The sequence below is a fragment of the Virgibacillus ndiopensis genome, assembly GCF_900187325.1.
Classification (GTDB): Bacteria; Bacillota; Bacilli; order Bacillales; family Amphibacillaceae; genus Virgibacillus_E; species Virgibacillus_E ndiopensis.
In genome coordinates this window covers 276,004-293,932 of sequence record NZ_FZMZ01000003.1, presented here as the reverse complement: position 1 = coordinate 293,932, position 17,929 = coordinate 276,004, and the positions used below count along the sequence as shown (strand labels likewise).

The window sequence follows — 17,929 nt, the reverse complement described above, 5'->3', positions numbered from 1 at the left end:
CAGAATGAGGTAAATCAAGAAGGGTGGACACTTTAGTCAAATATAGAAAGGTGGATAGATGTTACAGCGTACGAAAAGCGCCTGAACTATTTTTCTGTACGGTAAGAGAATAGTTGACGAGGTGGAGGCTAATCGATTTTTCGGCGGATTCCTCCCGATTGCACATCTCAATCGATACGCTTTTTTCTACAAAGCAATGAGGCAACTCGTTGTACAATTGGAAAAGCAAGATGACAGATAAACAATCACGAGAAAGGGGCAACAAAACGCCCCGTCAAAAATACAACTGAAGGTCGTTTGTTGCCCCTTAAATACGAGGAGGAAACAACGATATGTGTGGAATTGTAGGATATATCGGACAAAACGATACAAAAGAAATTTTACTAAATGGACTAGAAAAATTAGAATATCGCGGCTATGACTCAGCTGGAATTGCGATGTTAAATGATAATGGAATGAACCTTTTCAAAGTAAAAGGACGCATCGCAGCGCTAAGAGAAAGAGTAGATAACAGTATTTCTGCAACAATGGGAATCGGGCATACGCGCTGGGCGACACATGGCGTACCAAGCGAAGAGAACGCACACCCGCATCAAAGCACGTCTGGAAGATTTACTCTTGTTCATAATGGTGTTATTGAAAATTACCAAGACCTAAAAAATGAGTATTTGAGTGATGTAACTTTCGCTAGTGAAACGGATACAGAAGTAGTCGTTCAACTAATTGAAAAGCTTTTTGAAAACCATCAAGATACTGCAGAAGCATTTCGTCAAGCAATGGGTCTATTAAAAGGGTCATATGCGATTGGAATGATTGATTCAGAAGACCAAGACACACTATATGTAGCAAAAAATAAAAGCCCATTATTAGTGGGTTTAGGTGAAGGATTCAATGTTGTTGCAAGTGACGCAATGGCAACATTGAAAGTGACCGATCAATATCTTGAGATTTTTGATCAAGAAATCGTTCTTGTGAATCGTAGCTTTGTAGAAGTTCAAAAACTTAATGGGACTGTCGTTGATCGCAAACCTTTTACAGCACAAATTGATGCGAGTGACATTGAAAAAGGAACGTATCCGCACTTTATGCTTAAGGAAATCGACGAGCAACCATTTGTAATGCGTAAAATTATTCAAGAATACCAAAATGAAAATAACCAAATTAAACTTGATCAAGATGTCCGTGATGCAATGAAGGCATGTGACCGTGTATATGTTATTGCATGTGGCACTAGCTACCATGCTGGTTTAGTTGGTAAAGAATTTATTGAGAAATTAGCACAAGTTCCAGTTGAAGTCCATGTAGCAAGTGAATTTTCATATAATATGCCACTTCTATCGGAAAGACCATTGTTTGTGTTCATTTCACAAAGTGGTGAAACAGCTGATAGTCGTGCAGTTTTAGTAAAAATTAAAGAAATGGGATATCCAGCACTAACGATTACTAATGTGCCAGGATCCACCCTTTCTCGTGAAGCAAATTATACGTTAAATCTTTATGCAGGACCAGAAATCGCTGTAGCATCAACAAAAGCATATACTGCACAAATTGCCGTATTAGCTATTTTAGCAGTAGATACAGCACAAGCAAAAGGTCTTGAACTTGACTTTGATCCGTTGCAAGAGCTTGCGATTGTTGCGAACGCTATGGAGATTTTAACGGGTCAAAAAGAAGCAATTGAAGATCTAGCGAAGAATTATTTAGAAACAACACGTAATGCCTTTTTCATTGGAAGAAGCAGTGATTATTACGTTTGTCTAGAGGGTGCATTAAAGCTTAAAGAAATTTCTTATATTCAAGCAGAAGGTTTTGCTGGTGGGGAATTGAAACACGGCACAATTGCACTTATTGAAGAAGGCACACCAGTTATTACGTTAGCAACACAAGCGGATGTAAACTATGCGATCCGTAGCAATGTGCAAGAAGTAGTAGCACGTGGAGCAAATGCAATGGTTATTAGCATGAAGGGTCTAGAACAGGATAGTGATGCATTTGTTCTCCCGCATGTACACGAATTACTAACACCATTAGCAAGCGTCGTTCCATTACAATTATTGGCATATTATGCAGCTTTGCATCGAGACTGTGATGTTGATAAACCGCGTAATTTAGCAAAGAGTGTTACGGTAGAGTAAAGTTTGATACAAAAAATTCTTTATTTGTGTCTCAACAACTCAATGGTGCTCTCGACAACTCAGTCGTGTCCTAGTTTTTCTCATTACAAAAGAATGTAAAAAAGGAGCTTGAAGTTCAAGCTCCTTTTGTTTAGTAAAAATAAAAATGTTGTGTCTAAAAATAACAGATAATAAAAATATTGTGAATCAATTAAAATCAGGTAATAAAACTGAAGAAGTTGAAGATTTCTTAAAGAGGATAGGTGTTATTAAAAAAGTATAGTTGCGGTCTTCTATCTACAGTTTTTCGCAATCGGGCAGGATTGCAGAACAAATGTGAAATGGTGTACTTAAATTAAATGGTGCGTATCTACAATAAGTAGATACGCTTTTTTACTAACTAACAGATTAGTTATAATTGATACAACTGAAAAAAATAATTTTCATTAAGGAGACGTTAGTTTGAATGCAAAATGTATTAAATTCTATGAGTTTGGCAGACCTCAAGATGTGTTAAGAATTGAAAATAAACCTGTCGAAGTGCCAAAAGGTAATGAGGTTCTTGTTCGAATGCTAGTCCGTCCTATAAATCCTTCTGACCTAATACCAATAAGAGGCTCCTATTCTCATAGGATTTCCTTACCAAATATTCCTGGTTATGAAGGAGTTGGAGTTGTGGAAGATGTAGGTCCATTAGCTTCAAGAAAACTTATTGGTAAACGTGTTTTGCCTCTGCGCGGGGAAGGTACTTGGCAAGAGTTTGTTAAGACTACAGAAGACTTTACGGTTCCTATACTTGATTCTATTGATGATTTTACTGCCTCCCAAATGTATATCAATCCCATTACAGCGTGGGTGGTTTGTACAGAGATTTTAAAATTAAACCGGGGTGATGTGCTATTAGTAAATGCGTGTGGTTCGGCTATTGGACATATTTTAACTCAATTATCGAAGGTTTTAGGTTTTCGATTAATTGCAGTGACTAGAAACAATAATTATACAGAAGGTTTACTAAATCTTGGTGCTTCTTATGTAATAGATACTTCTAAACTCTCGGTTTATGAAACAGTTATGGAGTTAACAAATGGATTGGGTGCAGATGCTGCAATTGATTCTATTGGGGGTTCAGACGGGAATCAACTGGCTTATTGTCTACATCCTAATGGGTTCTTTTTAACAATTGGTCTCTTATCAGGAGTACAAGTTAGTTGGTCGGAGATTATAAATAAAGCAAAAGTAAATGCTAATATGTTTCATTTACGGAATTGGAACAAAAATATTTCAGTAGATAAATGGCAAGAAACTTTTAATCGTTTGATAAAATTGATAAATGACAAAAAGTTAAGTTTGATGAACGTCTCACTTTAACTTATCCAATGTAAAAAACGCCGTTGACTATGTTGACTCCTCTAAAATCACAAAAGGGAAAGTATTCTTAACAAGCTATTAAGTAAAGTCTCTTCAACTGAATGGGCAGGTTAACGGAAAGCAGAACTTGTTAAAATTGTTAATTTAATAAGAAACCAATGGATTGATTAAATAATACGTTATAACATGATTATCAATAAATTGGATTATAGGCTCATGATAATACCCAGTAGATTTAAAGATGACAGCTGGGGATTGTCTAGCAGCTTGGTCTACTTCTTGATAAAACAGATAAAAAGCACGATGCCCCTGTAGATCGTGAGAAAATTTAAAGGTTTGCTTGTAGCTTGTTTCCTTTTTGAACCTGATTTTCACCTTTAGCGATATCCTAGCCATAACAGGATCCATATGAATCACTACTCCTTTTAGTAGATTTGCCGGTACGCCCTTCATCACTTGTAGTTTCATAGCTTTGCTTTAAATACGAGATCGAGTTCCAATTAGCCTCAAACATGTTTCTGCAAGGTGGGGGGACAGTATCACGGACGAGATCGGTGTCCCACAGGCCATATTGTGGAAGAACAAGGTTTATTAAAATCAGAGTATACTGAAACCATTATTCTGTTATTTACGTATGACTAATTACAAAGATAAATGAGTAATATGGAAATGTTAAAACGACCAGGTAACACAAAATTTATACAGGATTGGGGGCATAAAGGTGAAGAAAGCTAGAATATCTATCGTTGTATTTTTATTAGTCGCTTTTTCGGTAGGAATGTCTGCTTGTGAAAATGCGTCCAGTGACAATGCTGCTATATCTAATGATCAGTCACAAAACGATCAAACATCTAAAGACAAAGATGAATCTGAACGAGCATTCGAGGATTCAGCAATTGAGCTTAGCAAAGAGTTTATTAAAAAGTTATATAATGTTGACGACCCAAGTGTCGATGTAAAGAAGATGAGCATCGAAGAATTCGGTGATTTCCAAAACAATTTTTCGCCTTATTTCACGAAAACGGAATTTGAAAATTTAAGAAACAACAGGTTTTTTACAATACCACAAGAAGCAGCAAACAAACTGAACAATAAAATTATTGTACAAAACATTAAATTTGAAAAATATGAACAAGACCAATCAGAAAGTAAATCACTCGAATTTAATCATTCTTTTAATTTGATATTTACTGATCCAAAAGAAAAAGAGGTAGATAAAGTAAAAATAAAAGGCCAAATGACTATTGTAAATACTGAGAATGGATTAAAGATTGACCGTTATTATGATGGTAAAACCCTCATGGATATACTGCATCGTTAAAATGTAACGGGTGCGGTGTCGAAAAAGGCTTCCATCTGAATAGTCCACATAAATGAATAACATTCGTAGATGGACCGTCAATATTTAGAAATTATGAGAGGATAGATTTGATTTATATGGAGGTTACTAATCCAGCAGGTTTTCAAAACAGATTTTTGGCGACAGGAATTATTTCACAATTACTATATGGGGTATTCTATGATAGTGAGAACTATCATTCTATTGATTATATAAGACTTATCTATGGCCTAATATTACCTGTTGTCTGGTATGGATACACACTAGGAAGAAGAATGGCAGGGAACCGTATTGTGAGGATCGATGGCAGAAAAGTTGATATAGGTACAATGATATTAAGAAATATAGTAGCAGGGATTTTCTATATTCTTACATTAGGAATAGGATTAATCGTAAGTGCTTTTATGATAGGGGGAAGAGAAGATAAGCGTGCGATTCATGACTTTATCGCGCAGACATATGTGACAACAGATCCACCATCAAAAACTCAATAATAAAAATTTTTCGAGGTATTATTCTTTAAAAGACTGGGTGGAAGAAAAAACCTCAGCCGTATTAGATTGGCATTATATTTTGATGACTGTACCCGGTAATGTTTTTATATAAGCCATACGCCGTAAAATTGCGAAGAGGGTGATAGAAATGAATCAAGAAGAAGTCCTGTTTAAGCAAAGCAGAGTTATATCAACGTCTATTCTTCTATGTATAGTTGGTTTTCTTATGAGCTTTGTTCCAGACGTGAGCTGGCCATTATTAGGCTTTAATTTACTTCTCGCAACTATTTGTGCGGTAGTTTTTGTTATTTTATGGAGAACTCATCGCCAACATAGTAAACGCTATTTCTCATTAGTGACGTATGTCATGCTTAATGCGATAGTTATCTATGCTTCTATTCCTTTTTTTAGAGTGATTTCTGGAAGCAGCATTATTTTTTGGCTAGCTATGATTGTTGAAATAGTCATGTTAGTCGTACCTTATTTCTATTCTGAGAATATAGCATTTGGCGTGACAAATCCTAGTAAATCAAAGATTGGTAAAGTTTATATAATATATGCCCCCTTAGTTATTGTATTGGGAGGTATTATATATAAAGCTGCTTTGTTAACTCAAAATCCGGACGCATTTGGGTTTTCTGTTTTTCTTTATTTATTAGCCATTCTATTTTTATTTCTTACACCAATATTTTTAATTAAGCCTAAACGATTTAAAGAAATAGAAGACCGTTAATTATAGCCACTAGTTTTCGCCTGTAGAATGGATATGTTAAAAAAATCCACATACACAGGTTCATATTCTTGTATTCGAGGGGATTCTGTGCCTACTTGTGTTCGTTATGGAAGGTGCTTTATGTAGTGGGTTGTAAAGGGAAATGCGAAAGGTGGGGTGCCTAAATATGAACGATACTGTAAGATGTCCTGAATGCTGTAATGAGTTGAGGCAGGGGTATATTTTTTCTTCTCGCAGAATTTGTTGGTCAGAATCGGCTGATTCAATCTTCGCTGATTTTGGAAGTGAAGAAGTATTAATAGATGATGCAATTTTTAAAATAAGTAAAATCCCAGCATTTAGATGTGAAAAATGTAATTTAGTTATTTTTAAACACAAATAAATTATTAATATAAAAAAGTAGTTTGTTAAAGACTCACCTTATTAAACAATCGAAAGGGATTATGATATAAACTTCCCTTTAATTCTTCAACAATAGGTCGCGAATGTTTAATATGTGTATTCGCACCATTAAGGGGTAGAATAGGTTATATTTAGGAGGGATAAATTGCTTTCAAACATTCTTTGAGGGTTGTTTTTAGTTTTATTTGTTGCTCTAATAATATTTATAGATAAACGAAAACAAAAAAAGAAATTTCATACTCCTTATCGTGATAAAACAGAACAAGAAAAAGAAGTTGAAAGAGCTATTGAAAAAGAAAAGTCACATAGGAATGGTCCCCCAACAGGTGGAGGGTTTGGGAAAGGAATGTGACTTTACATAGCGGGAGTTTTAGTTCAACAAGACATAGTGAATAAGATCTTAGACAATCGAGTGCGATTGTTAGGTAGGAAAATGATCAAACTTTTTTATAAAAATATAATGAATTCACAAGAAAAAGAAACGGGGATGAACAACTCAGTTTAAATATCAGAATATTCTATAAAAAAAGATGGGTTATTTCGGGTGTTTTGGGTACAAACTTAGTTCTATTGTCACCAGGCGTAAAAATTTGGTCATTTTTTCGTAAGAGGTATGTGTAACTTCGAAATAAGGTTTGATAATTTTAAAATTAATATTGATCATTAAATTTAAAGTTCGATAATTTATAAAAAATTTTGATACAATTACGTTAATAAGTTGGATTGTGGAGGAACATTTTAAAATTGAAATTAGGTATTTATTGATGATATTGTAAAAGATTGTACTTAGAATTATGAGAAGCTTAAGTAGAAGAGTAGTGTTAATTTTATGTGCAACGATGAGACCGTATTTTTGAATAAGAGAAGAAAATAATAGAAAATAAATAGAACTTGATATATAGCTGTATGTTAACTTACTTAGGAGTGGGAAGATGAGGAATATTTCGATATTAATTGCTGATGATGAGGAGGAAATTGCTGATCTGATTGCTATTCATTTGGAAAATGAAGGGTACCATGTTTATAAGGTATCAGATGGACAAGAGGCTATTCGTGCTGTCGAGACTCAGGTCTTTGATTTGCTGATTTTGGATATTATGATGCCGAAAATGGATGGATATGAAGTAACCCGCCACATTCGTGAACAGCATAATATGCCTATTATATTTTTGAGTGCTAAAACATCTGATTTCGATAAAGTACAGGGACTGGTAATTGGAGCAGATGATTATATGACTAAACCATTCACCCCAATAGAATTGGTTGCTCGTGTAAATGCTCAACTCCGACGTTTTATGAAGCTAAATCAACATAAAACAGATACAGATAATACAACATACGTGGAGTATGGTGGATTAGTTATTTCTCCTGAGCAACGTACAGTTACTCTATATGGTAAAAACATTGAGCTAACACCGAAAGAGTTTGATATTTTGTATTTACTAGCGTGTAATCCAAAGAAAGTTTTTAATGTGGAAAATATTTTCAGGCAGGTGTGGGGTGAAGCATACTTTGAAGGTGGAAATACCGTTATGGTTCATGTACGTACGCTTCGGAAAAAGCTTGAAGAAGATACACGGAAAGACAAATGGATTAAGACAGTATGGGGAGTAGGATATACATTCAATGGTTAAAATGATGCACAGTTTTCGTTCAAAGATGGTTTTGTTTTTGGGTTTGAGTATGATTCTGGCTGGTACTATAACATATATAATCTTTAAAATACTTCAATATTATTATTATACTTGGGTTGATTATGGCGATTTATTAGCTCACTTCCGATTAATTATGAACAAAATTGGAGATATTAATTTCTTTTTACTTATCTTTATTCCACTTTCGATATTGTTTTTCTTTCTTCTTACGAAACGCTATTCCATTTATTTCAATGAGATTTCAAGTGGAATTCACTACCTTGCTCATGGCGACTTTCAACATCAGGTTGAAATCCATTCAAATGATGAGTTTGACGATATTGCGAAAGACATCAATCTCGCAAGTAAAACGTTAAAAGAGGCCATAGACAGAGGTGATTTTTCAGAAAGCAGTAAGGATCAGCTAGTAATAAACCTGGCACATGATCTCCGTACACCGCTGACTTCTGTTTTGGGTTATTTAGATTTAATCCTTAAAGATGAGAATTTGACAAAGGAACAAGTCCGACATTTTTTAACGATTGCCTTTACTAAATCTCAGACGTTAGAAAAGCTAATTGATGAATTATTTGAGATAACTAGAATGAATTATGGAATGCTGTCAGTTGAAAAAAAGAGAATAAATTTAACTGATCTGCTTAACCAATTAAAAGAAGAATTATATCCTGTCTTCGAAAACAATCATTTGATTGCAAGGATGAGTAGTACAATCCATTTACCCGTTTTGGGTGATGGAGATTTACTAGCACGTCTGTTTGAAAATCTTATCACCAATGCAATTCGTTATGGATATGACGGTCAGTATGTCGATATTAACGGTTTTATTGATGCAGATGAAGTGGTAGCTCAGATTGTGAATTATGGAGATAGCATTCCTCCGGATGAACTCCCGCATCTCTTTGATATGTTCTATACTGGAGACAAAGCACGAACCCATAGAGAGGATAGTACAGGGCTTGGCTTGTTCATTGCAAAAAATATTGTTGAGCAGCATAATGGATCAATTACTGCCGAAAGTAGCGTCATACAGACAATTTTTGAAGTCCGATTACCAAGGGAAAGTGAATAAAGTAGTTAAGAAAGATTAACCTAAAGTACATCATTTAAGAAAAATTTAAGATTTACCCCACTCTTTTTTTAAATAGTTTTAGTTATTCTTTTAAGCAAAGAAGAATAAGGAGGAAACTGACAAATGAAGAAGTGGGGATTTTTATTATTATTACTATTGTGCTTGTGTTTAACTTTCATATATATTAGGGCGTTTTTTGAACCAAAAGCAGATCTGCCAAATGTAGAAGTACAAGTACATGATCAATATAAAAATGATAAAGAAGAGAACAGAAGAGTTTCCGAAAATACCAAAAAAATAGAGATTGCAGTAGAACAAATCTATCAAGGAAATTTGCTTTTGGTTAACAGTGAGTATCCGGTTCACCAAGAAAGTATTAAATCAGATGTCGTCAATCTATTTACGCACAATGAATTGGTAAAAGGATATGGATTGTTAAATAACAAAACCTATTTGTCAAAGGATTTAGCGCGTAAATTTTCAGATATGGTGACTGCTGCAGGAAAAGATGGAGTTTCTAATTTCTTCATTACTAGCGGTTTTCGCAATTTTGATGAGCAAAGTAAACTTTATCAAGAAAAGGGATCTACCTATGCCTTACCGGCTGGCTATAGTGAACACAATTTGGGTTTATCGCTTGATGTCGGGTCTACTCAAATGAAAATGGCTGAAGCACCTGAAGGAAAGTGGATAGAAAAAAATGCTTGGAAATACGGATTCATTTTACGCTATCCAGAGGATAAATCGGACATAACAGGAATTCAATATGAACCTTGGCATATTCGCTATGTTGGTTTACCGCATAGTGCGATTATGAAAGAAAAGAATTTTGTTTTAGAAGAGTATTTGGATTATCTCAAGAGAAAAAAGAAAGTTTCTGTTGAGGTTGAAGGTGAAAAATATACTGTTTTTTATTACCCTTTTTCCGAAAACATGACCATTAAAATACAGGAAAATCACGTGTATGAGATTTCAGGCAACAATATGGATGGAGTAATTGTGACTGTGTACGAATAATAAGTAAAAAAGAAAATTTAATTTATATCCTAATCAAATGAATATAAGGATAAGATCATAGGTAATCATACTATATTGTAAAACATTTCACTAAAGCGAACGAGCAGTATTGTTGATTATAATTGTATAGGGGATTGAATAATGAATAGACAGATAACTCTTTTCTTTAGGAGTTATTATTACTTATTCATATTCCGGTCTACACAGGTTTTTTAGCGGAAAGTCCTATTGTTGACATGCGGCGCTATTCTGCGTTACTATATACCTGTATTTAGTAATACAAAATACCTGTGATACAGAGTACTAAAAAATATAAGTGAAATGCAAGTCGAGGAAAATAGTTGGAAAATATCACAGAAATGCTGAAAGGGGTACTTGAGGATTGTGTGCTTGAGATTATCAGCCATGGTGATTTATGGTTATGAAATCATGAAGCAGCTATGTGCACTGGACTTTAGCAACATTGTGGAGGGAACTGTTTACACCCTCATCATGCGGCTCGAAGAAAATAAACTCGTGGATATTGATTTCACGAGGGGCCCACCGCGCAAATTTTATCGGCTCAATGAAGCTGTCTCAGCAAGAACTGGCAAATTTCTTGGTCAAATAGAACTTTATCTCAAGCAAACTAAACGAATTAAAAGCAAAATAAAGAGTAATAAACATGAGTATTTTTGCTAAAGCTTTTGGGCAACCTTCTGTGGATTTCTCAACATTAATGCAAAATCGTGGGTTGATAAGCAACGACCATAAACTCAACGATGCGATTAAATAATAGAACTTTGCTGAACAGCTTAGTACCTTAAAGGAGGAGACTACAATGAACTTTTTGGAAAAAATTACCGGCAGCGATATGACTAAAGAAATGAAAGCTTTTGAAGCACGAGCAAAAGTCTTGCCAGCTGAATATCAAACTGCTTGGAAAGAAATTATAAGTAATCTTTGGGTACACGGAGATTTCACCGGTCGTAATCTGATGTCGATTCTTGACAGTGCTCTTGAACTGCTTGAAGTTACATCAGCAGACGACCAGAGCATCAAAGAAGTACTGGGAGATGATATTAAAGGCTTCTGCGCAGCACTTGTTGGTGACGAAGGTGCAAAAACTTATAGAGATAAATGGCGTGACCAACTCAACAAGAATGTAGAGCCCATGTTTCACGTGTCAAGGCGCTTTCACAAGATTACCAAATTGTCTATAAAGAAATCCAAAAATATCTCTTCAAAGTCGGTCCTGTTGAGCTAAACGAAGGTATAGGACTGCTCTCGGAAATTCTCAGCTTCTTTGAAGAAGGCGCAGCTACTGGGAAAGGTGTGCTTGAAGTCACAGGAACAGATGTTGCTGCTTTCTGTGATGCGCTGATTGAGGATTCAACAACTTACGCTGATCTCTATCAAGAATCGGTCAATCAAAAAGTCGATAAAGCTATGAAAAAATAGAAGGAACGTAGTACAGTGGATTTAAGAAAAGTGCGTACGAACCAATATGAATTCAGCATCTTAGAATCAATACAAACCAAGGCTGGATCCAATAGTAATCCAGCTTTTTTCCTTTTATCAGGGATCCCTTAACCCCTTGTCGAATAAGGGTTTCGGTTGTTTCTCAATACATAAATCCGTAATGCCTTGCAATAAAAATTCCCTTCCTTAGATAAAATATATTCCAGTTCCAAAGGTATTTCTCCAGCATTTTTTCGATTTTTTATGCTAAAATCAACAAGGCCCAATCGAAACTCAACGTTTTTCTCTTATGGTTATGATAATCTAGTTAATCTTGTATAGGATAATTAAGAAAAGCTGAAATATACAATCTTCTAACGGTTATATTTCAGCCTTCTTTTATTTTAGAGATTCTAAATGATGTAACAACACCTCTTCGATTACAGAGGGAGTAATCTTCTCTGGTATCATTGTTGACCCTAACGTTTGGTTTGCGTAAGGTTTTATATATATGTCTTGATGCAAAAGCTATACCGCCAGAGGGGATAGATGTATTTAGTAGGTGATCTTTCTAAGATTACAAATGTAAGTATAAGGCTCCTTCACTATTATGATGAAATTGGAATATTAAAACCGTCAGAAAAAACTGAAGCAGGGTACCGATACTATACAAAAGATTAGTATCAGGGTTATATTAAAAATAACGAGTTTGCTGCCTTAATATTTTTTCCATCAATCCAAAAAAACTATGAATCACATTGCAACTGAAATGTAATCCATAGTTCCATAAGTTAATGAGATTGATGACCAAAGTGATTTAGCTTTGAATCTACTTTTTACTGTCAATTGTATCTAATGGGCTTTATTCTTTTAATACCTCCTCCTGCGAAAGAGCACTACCCGCAGTAAATTCTTTTAAAGCATGTATGGGAAACCTAGCGTTGGGATAAGTGATCGAGCTGCCACCAATCACACCAATTTTGAAGGTTTCCATAGTTTGATCGATGGTTGCACCGACATTTAAGCTGCCTTCCATGTGATAGCAAATTCATCGTAGTGGCTAACTATTAATATGGCGAATCCCATAACGGTGTACTTACCCTAACTGGCGTTTGAATTTTTTACTGGCGAAAAAGTAAGCGATGACCATGATGCCGACGCACCAGGCAAGCGCGGTCCAGATACCATTGCCAACAGACCCTTCATATAAGAGGGCGCGAATCGCATTCACGATTGAAGTCACGGGCTGGTTCTCAGCGAACGCACGGACAATTTTAGGCATGGTTTCGGTAGGGACAAAAGCCGAACTGATAAACGGTAGGAAAATCAGCGGGTACGAGTATGCTGTCGCCCCTTCCATAGATCCTGCTGTTAATCCGGGGATGACCGCCACCCATGTCAGTGCCAGTGTAAACAGCCCAAGTATTCCAGCTACCGCGAGCCAATCCAGGATACCGGCACTGGAACGGAAGCCCATCACGAGTGCGACTAGGATAACCACCCCGACAGTAAGTGCATTGGAAACAAGCGAGGTCAACACGTGAGCCCACAATACCGAAGAGCGCTTAATGGGCATGGTAACGAAGCGCGCCATCAGCCCGCTCTTTACATCCGTGAACAGCCGCAAGGAAGTGTAAGCGACGCCGGATGCGATGGCCATCAGTAAGATTCCTGGTAATAAATAATTGACGTAGTTGTCCGTGCCTGTCTCTATGGCGCCGCCAAATACGTAGACAAACAACAGCATCATCATAATCGGCGTAATTGCCACCGTGATAATCGTATCCGGGCTGCGCATGATGTTGCGCATTAAACGCCCTAGTAATACCCCTGTTTTACTTTTCATTTACTTCTCCTCCTTGTTGCCGATGATCGCGAGGAAAATTTCCTCCAATGTCGGCTGCTTCTCGATGTACTCCACTTTCGCTGGCGGGAACTTCTCTTTGAGTTCGGTAAGTGTACCGGTTGTGATGATTTTACCGTCATGCAGGATGGCGATACGGTCCGCAAGTTGTTCTGCTTCCTCTAGGTACTGGGTCGTTAGCAAGATGGTTGTGCCACCTCCAGCAAGCTCCTTGACGGTGTCCCAGACTTCAATCCGTGCTTCCGGGTCAAGCCCTGTCGTCGGTTCATCGAGAAAAATGACTGCTGGTTTCCCGATCAGGCTCATGGCAATGTCAAGCCGGCGCTTCATCCCACCGGAATATTTGTCGGCTCGGCGGTTGGCTGCATCGGTTAGGCTGAATCTTGCTAATAGATCATCGGCGACTTGAGCGGGATTAGAAACTCCCCGCAACTTGGCGATGAGCAACAGATTTTCCCGCCCGGTGAGCATAGCGTCTAAAGCTGCGAACTGTCCTGTCAGGCTGATGCTTTGGCGAACATGATCCGATTGACGCTGGACGTCAAAACCGCGAATACCTACCTCACCGCCATCGGGCTTCATCAGCGTCGAGAGGATGTTGACAGTTGTCGTCTTTCCCGCTCCGTTTGAACCCAGCAGTGCGAATATTTCACCACTCCGCACCTCAAAATCGACCCCCTTTAAGACTTCCTTGTCTTTAAAGGATTTTTTTAACCCTTTTACTGAAATCGCTATATTGCTCATACTTGTTTCCTCCTTATAAAAAGTGCAGCAAGGCCGCTTGTGATATCCGGAAATTAGCGGGATTTGTCTGAGAAGCGAGTTGGGTTGCTCACCTTCTAACAAAGCGGGTAATTATCCTGCCGAGTGCCTTGCGGAGCCAGATTATCTATATTCCACTACTTAGTAAGACCGGTAACCTGTATAACCAACTACTAAGTTAAAATAAAACTGAATAGTAATGGTGGAAATTCACATTTGTAACCAGCTATTCAGTCGGTATCATCTATTGAATTCAGATTTGGAGGGTTATTTCACCCTATCGCTTTTCTGCCTCTGAGAGCTTTCTTTTCTTTGAAAGATTTTTTAATTCTTCAATTTTTTATTGTTTCCATTTTGATTCTTTCTTTCGCATCCGACACTTCTTGAACTCAAACGATACTTTCGAGTTTGGGATGTTAGCGCAGTACTTAGGCAAAAGTTATAATAGATTTTTGTCATCAAGTACTACGTTCCTTCTATTTTTTCATTGCCTTATCGACTTTTTGATTGACCGATTCCTGATAGAGATCAGCGTAAGTTTTTGAATCTTCAATGAGCGCATCGCAGAAAGCAGCAACGTCTGTTCCTGTGACTTCAAGCACACCTTTCCCAGCTTCTGCGCCTTCTTCAAAAAAGCTGATAATTTCCGAGAGCAGTCCGATACCTTCGTTTAACTCAACAGGACCGACTTTGAAGAGATATTTTTGGATCTCTTTATAGACAATTTGGTACTCTTGTGGAAGCGCTTTGACACGCGAAACATGTGCTCTCCATTCTTTTTAGCCTTCAATGATTTTTTTGATACTCATTTCAGTCCTCCTAGTTTTCTTGCTACGTTATTGTTGAGTTGGTCACGCCATTTATCTCTATAATTTTTTGCGCTCTCGTCACCAACAAGCGCTGTGCAGAAGCCTTTGATATCATCCCCTAGTACTTCTTCGACACTCTGTCCGTCTGCTGATGTAACTTCAAGCAGTTCAAGAGCACTGTCAAGAATAGGCATTAGATTACGACCGCTGAAATCCCCGTGAATCCACAGATTACTTGTAATTTCTTTCCAAGCAGTTTGATATTCACCTGGCAAGACCTTTGCTCGTGCTTCAAAACCTTTCATTTCTCTAGTCATATCGCTGCCGGTAATTTTTTCTAAAAAGTTCATTGTAGTCTCCTTTAAGATACTAAGCTGTTCAGCAAAGTTCTATTATTTAATCGTATCGTTCAACTTCGTGCGATATTTGTCTTTCCAAGTTTTCGCGTCCTTCACTAGTTCGTCGCAGAAATCGGCCACGTCCTCACCCGTTAGGTCAGTGACATTCTTGCCTTCTGCTGCACCTTCCTCGAAAAGGTCGAGAATGCCGCCAAAGATACGGCTAATGTCCTTCCAGTCGGAGGGACCACCAGCGGTCCAGATATATTTTTTGATAGCGTTGTAAGCGTTGCAGTACTCACTTGGAAGTGCCTTGGCACGTGCCTCCATTGCCTTCCATTCCCGCTTGTCATCCAGATTTCCGATAATTTTTTCAAAAATACTCATATTTCTTCTCCTTTTGATTTTATTTTAGTTTGAGTTCATTAAGTTTACTTGAGACGAATTCCCATTTTTCCCAAAAAAATTCAAGATGCTCTTGACCTGCTGCGTTGAGTGTGTAAAATTTTCTCGGCGGTCCCTTAGTGGACGGCTTTTTCTTGATGTCCACCAGATTGTTTTTCTCAAGCCGCATGGTAATCGTATAAACTGTGCCCTCAACCACATCAGTGAAGCCAAGTTCTCGCAGCTGTTGCGTGATTTCATAGCCGTAAGTTTCGCCGCGGCTGATGATCTCAAGCACACAACCCTCAAGCACCCCTTTCAGCATTTCTGTGATATTTTCCAAAGTTATCCTCCATTTGTATTTCACTATATTTTTCTCAGTATTTTGTGATACCGATACTAAGTAATACTGATTACTAGTATATAGTATCGCAGAATAGTATCATTTGTCAAGAATAAAAATTTTCGTCAAAATCCTGTTATTATGGATTAAAGCAAAAATCAAAGCAGGAAGTGACGAAGATATAGTTTTGGGTGATAATGGGGGGAGACTGAAAATAGACTAGGAGGGGTTCTATTATGCAGTGAAACTCACTTCAAAATTCTGCGTGAGGTTTGTTCGCTAGACAATAATGGATTACAGAATTTAGAATAAGAAATCTTGAAAACAATAAACCTGTTAAAACGGAGGAAAATAAGAATGAATGACAATTTCACAATTATCAATGAACCGCCGAATCCTAAAAAATATAATGATTTGCGATTAGAAGGTGGAATAAGCGGGAAGTCACAGGAAGCAGCAGTTGTTGGTTTGAAAAATTCATTGTTTGCAGTGAGTATTTACGATAAAACAACCTTAATCGGGATGGGGAGAGTTATCGGTGATGGCGGGGCCTTTTTTCAAATAGTCGATATCGTTGTAAAGCCAAGCTATCAAGGTCGAGGTCTAGGAAAGATGATTATGAAAGAACTCATGAAATATCTAGATGAACATACATATTCTGGTTCCTATGTAAGTCTGATAGCTGATGACCCAGCCAACAAACTTTATGAACAATTTGGATTTAGGTATACCTATCCTAGATCTCATGGTATGTGTAGAATGTATTAAGCTAACGAGGGTTCCGCAAATCGGGACCCTTTTAATGACGTAGAAGGACTTGTACACCATAATAGTAGTTCAAGTGACTGCCGATTCATTAACAAGAGAGACACCTCAATTATTTTCTTAGAACAGATGCATTAATTAGTCCTCCTATTAATAAAACAACAGCTGTTAGATAAAACCAGACCATTAATGCGACAATACTTCCGAGCTGACCGTAGAATTCAGTGTAGTTACTAATGCCGACATATTTTGAAAAGCCAATCGATACAACCTGCCAGCCAATTGCAGCAAAAATTGCCCCGGGAAAAACCATTTTCCATGGTACTCGAATACTGGGAACAACTTTGTATAAGGTTGTAAAGAAAAGGAGTAAAAATAATGTTCCTATTCCCCATCTTGTTAAAAACCATAAACGGTACCATAATTCATCAATTGTTACTTTAGTTAGTACAAAATTACGTACAATATCCTCCAGTATCGGAACTAGTAATGATAAAGACAAAATAATCATTAATCCTAGGGTGAGCAATAAATCACTAATAATTCCATGCAAAAAGAACAACTGCTTTCGTTTGATTTTATAAGCTTTGTTTAATGATCGGACAAGCGATTGGATAGCCATCGATGCTAACCAAAAGGTAGCTATCAGACTAAAAGATAATAACTCTCCTCGTCCCTTATCCAGTATGTTTTCCAATGTACTGCGGACGATCATATATGTATCATGAGGAGCAAATGGTTCGATCATTACTAGAATATTCTCCGGATTTACGTGCAGATAGCCAATAAGAGAAAAGAGAAAAATGAGGAAAGGAAACAATGACAACATTAGGTAATATGCCATTTGGGCTGATTGGTCATAAAAACGCTCGGTAAAAAATCGAATAAGTATGTGTTTGGTGCTTTTTATAACATTCACGAAAAATCCCCCTAATCTTGTTGACACCTTTATGCTTGTCCATTCAGTTTAATACTATGATTAAAAATTTTTTTTATCCATTACATTTAACCTAATAAGGAACAGCTTTGCATG

19 protein-coding genes and 4 pseudogenes are annotated in these 17,929 nt (G+C 37.0%); 15 read left to right on the top strand and 8 right to left on the bottom strand.

Annotation, left to right across the window (positions count from 1 at the left end; all coding sequences use genetic code 11):
- The first annotated feature begins 332 nt into the window (after positions 1-332).
- Complete coding sequence (gene glmS / locus CS937_RS01630) at positions 333-2,135, top strand: glutamine--fructose-6-phosphate transaminase (isomerizing) (RefSeq protein ID WP_099156737.1); 1,803 nt, start codon at positions 333-335, stop codon at positions 2,133-2,135.
- 441 nt (positions 2,136-2,576) lie between these two features.
- A pseudogene (locus CS937_RS01625) lies at positions 2,577-3,564 on the top strand (zinc-dependent alcohol dehydrogenase family protein).
- A gap of 62 nt (positions 3,565-3,626) precedes the next feature.
- Here the strand turns inward: CS937_RS01625 and CS937_RS01620 are convergent.
- The gene (locus CS937_RS01620) at positions 3,627-3,890 is read right to left on the bottom strand and encodes a hypothetical protein (RefSeq protein ID WP_099156736.1); all 264 of its coding nucleotides are present in this window, start codon (positions 3,888-3,890) and stop codon (positions 3,627-3,629) included.
- Positions 3,891-4,203: 313 nt separating this feature from the next.
- Here CS937_RS01620 and CS937_RS01615 point away from each other — a divergent pair, with 313 nt between their 5' ends.
- The 12 genes and pseudogenes from CS937_RS01615 (at position 4,204) to CS937_RS01560 (ending at position 12,312) form a co-directional block, all read left to right on the top strand.
- Positions 4,204-4,803: a hypothetical protein gene (locus CS937_RS01615; protein WP_099156735.1), complete on the top strand. Its 600-nt coding sequence runs from the start codon at positions 4,204-4,206 to the stop codon at positions 4,801-4,803.
- Between the two features lie 116 nt (positions 4,804-4,919).
- Positions 4,920-5,315 (top strand): RDD family protein, encoded by a 396-nt coding sequence (locus CS937_RS01610; protein WP_099156848.1) that lies wholly within the window; start codon positions 4,920-4,922, stop codon positions 5,313-5,315.
- A 148-nt stretch (positions 5,316-5,463) separates the two neighbouring features.
- A complete protein-coding gene (locus CS937_RS01605) occupies positions 5,464-6,048 on the top strand; it encodes a hypothetical protein (RefSeq protein ID WP_099156734.1) in 585 nt (194 codons plus the stop codon).
- Between the two features lie 166 nt (positions 6,049-6,214).
- Positions 6,215-6,430: a PF20097 family protein gene (locus CS937_RS01600; RefSeq protein ID WP_099156733.1), complete on the top strand. Its 216-nt coding sequence runs from the start codon at positions 6,215-6,217 to the stop codon at positions 6,428-6,430.
- Between the two features lie 189 nt (positions 6,431-6,619).
- Positions 6,620-6,802 carry a hypothetical protein gene (locus CS937_RS01595; RefSeq protein WP_245835672.1) on the top strand — a complete coding sequence of 61 codons (183 nt, stop codon included), beginning with the start codon at positions 6,620-6,622 and terminating at the stop codon, positions 6,800-6,802.
- 580 nt (positions 6,803-7,382) lie between these two features.
- Positions 7,383-8,084 (top strand): vancomycin resistance response regulator transcription factor, VanR-F/VanR-M family, encoded by a 702-nt coding sequence (vanR, locus tag CS937_RS01590; protein WP_099156732.1) that lies wholly within the window; start codon positions 7,383-7,385, stop codon positions 8,082-8,084.
- A complete protein-coding gene (locus CS937_RS01585) occupies positions 8,077-9,174 on the top strand; it encodes a sensor histidine kinase (RefSeq protein WP_099156731.1) in 1,098 nt (365 codons plus the stop codon). The genes vanR and CS937_RS01585 overlap by 8 nt, the downstream gene beginning before the upstream one ends.
- 123 nt (positions 9,175-9,297) lie before the next feature.
- Complete coding sequence (vanY, locus tag CS937_RS01580; RefSeq protein ID WP_099156730.1) at positions 9,298-10,191, top strand: VanY-A/VanY-F/VanY-M family D-Ala-D-Ala carboxypeptidase; 894 nt, start codon at positions 9,298-9,300, stop codon at positions 10,189-10,191.
- A gap of 405 nt (positions 10,192-10,596) precedes the next feature.
- Entirely contained in the window at positions 10,597-10,872 is a 276-nt protein-coding gene (locus CS937_RS01575; protein ID WP_425445444.1) for a PadR family transcriptional regulator, read from the top strand.
- A gap of 139 nt (positions 10,873-11,011) precedes the next feature.
- Positions 11,012-11,338 (top strand): annotated as a pseudogene (locus tag CS937_RS01570) (DUF1048 domain-containing protein); the annotation flags it as partial.
- Positions 11,326-11,631, top strand: a pseudogene (locus CS937_RS01565) (DUF1048 domain-containing protein); the annotation flags it as partial. The pseudogenes CS937_RS01570 and CS937_RS01565, both read left to right, overlap by 13 nt.
- Before the next feature lie 549 nt (positions 11,632-12,180).
- The gene (locus CS937_RS01560; protein WP_099156728.1) at positions 12,181-12,312 is read left to right on the top strand and encodes a MerR family DNA-binding transcriptional regulator; all 132 of its coding nucleotides are present in this window, start codon (positions 12,181-12,183) and stop codon (positions 12,310-12,312) included.
- A 415-nt stretch (positions 12,313-12,727) separates the two neighbouring features.
- Here CS937_RS01560 and CS937_RS01550 read toward each other — a convergent pair whose 3' ends face one another.
- From CS937_RS01550 to CS937_RS01525, 6 genes and pseudogenes are all read right to left on the bottom strand, one after another.
- Positions 12,728-13,477: an ABC transporter permease gene (locus tag CS937_RS01550; RefSeq protein WP_099156727.1), complete on the bottom strand. Its 750-nt coding sequence runs from the start codon at positions 13,475-13,477 to the stop codon at positions 12,728-12,730.
- Positions 13,478-14,239 carry an ABC transporter ATP-binding protein gene (locus CS937_RS01545; RefSeq protein ID WP_099156726.1) on the bottom strand — a complete coding sequence of 254 codons (762 nt, stop codon included), beginning with the start codon at positions 14,237-14,239 and terminating at the stop codon, positions 13,478-13,480.
- Between the two features lie 494 nt (positions 14,240-14,733).
- Positions 14,734-15,066: pseudogene (locus CS937_RS01540) on the bottom strand (DUF1048 domain-containing protein).
- On the bottom strand, positions 15,063-15,416 hold the full coding sequence (locus CS937_RS01535; protein WP_099156725.1) for a DUF1048 domain-containing protein: 354 nt from the start codon (positions 15,414-15,416) through the stop codon (positions 15,063-15,065). Before CS937_RS01535 ends, CS937_RS01540 begins: the two are co-directional and overlap by 4 nt.
- Positions 15,417-15,458: 42 nt before the next feature.
- The gene (locus CS937_RS01530; RefSeq protein WP_099156724.1) at positions 15,459-15,791 is read right to left on the bottom strand and encodes a DUF1048 domain-containing protein; all 333 of its coding nucleotides are present in this window, start codon (positions 15,789-15,791) and stop codon (positions 15,459-15,461) included.
- A 19-nt stretch (positions 15,792-15,810) separates the two neighbouring features.
- A complete protein-coding gene (locus CS937_RS01525; protein ID WP_099156723.1) occupies positions 15,811-16,131 on the bottom strand; it encodes a PadR family transcriptional regulator in 321 nt (106 codons plus the stop codon).
- Between the two features lie 357 nt (positions 16,132-16,488).
- On the opposite strand from CS937_RS01525, the gene CS937_RS01520 reads away from it, so the two are divergent.
- Positions 16,489-16,899 (top strand): GNAT family N-acetyltransferase, encoded by a 411-nt coding sequence (locus tag CS937_RS01520; protein ID WP_099156722.1) that lies wholly within the window; start codon positions 16,489-16,491, stop codon positions 16,897-16,899.
- Positions 16,900-17,008: 109 nt separating this feature from the next.
- Here CS937_RS01520 and CS937_RS01515 read toward each other — a convergent pair whose 3' ends face one another.
- The gene (locus CS937_RS01515) at positions 17,009-17,815 is read right to left on the bottom strand and encodes a YihY/virulence factor BrkB family protein (RefSeq protein WP_099156721.1); all 807 of its coding nucleotides are present in this window, start codon (positions 17,813-17,815) and stop codon (positions 17,009-17,011) included.
- Between the last annotated feature and the right edge of the window lie 114 nt (positions 17,816-17,929).